The sequence below is a fragment of the Thalassotalea fusca genome, assembly GCF_053485835.1.
Window position 1 is genome coordinate 1 of record NZ_JBQRUN010000075.1, and the last position, 255, is coordinate 255.

Annotated in this window: 1 protein-coding gene; it reads right to left on the reverse strand. The window is 43.9% G+C overall.

The annotated features are described in order from the left end of the window. Positions 1-255 (reverse strand): transposase (locus tag ACSLUK_RS20135; RefSeq protein WP_448550560.1); only part of this gene is annotated, 255 nt, incomplete at both ends.

The following is a 255-nucleotide window of genomic DNA, read 5'->3' on the forward strand; positions in this document are numbered from 1 at the left end:
TAATGTCTTTGTTAATACAGGGCGTTATCAGTGCTTCTGTTTCGCCAGTCGCAGGGCAGACAGCACCAAAGAAGTGAGCATACTCAAATTGTTGTTGTCTTACGGCTCTTGGTCTACTTCCTTTAGGTGCCCATAATCGTGTCGTGGTATTTTGCTGACCAAAGCGAGCTTCATCTTGAAACCAGATATCTATTTTTTCAGGCTTGACGTGGACTGGCGTGTGAATGATCGTTGCCACAGGGAACTTTTTTATAT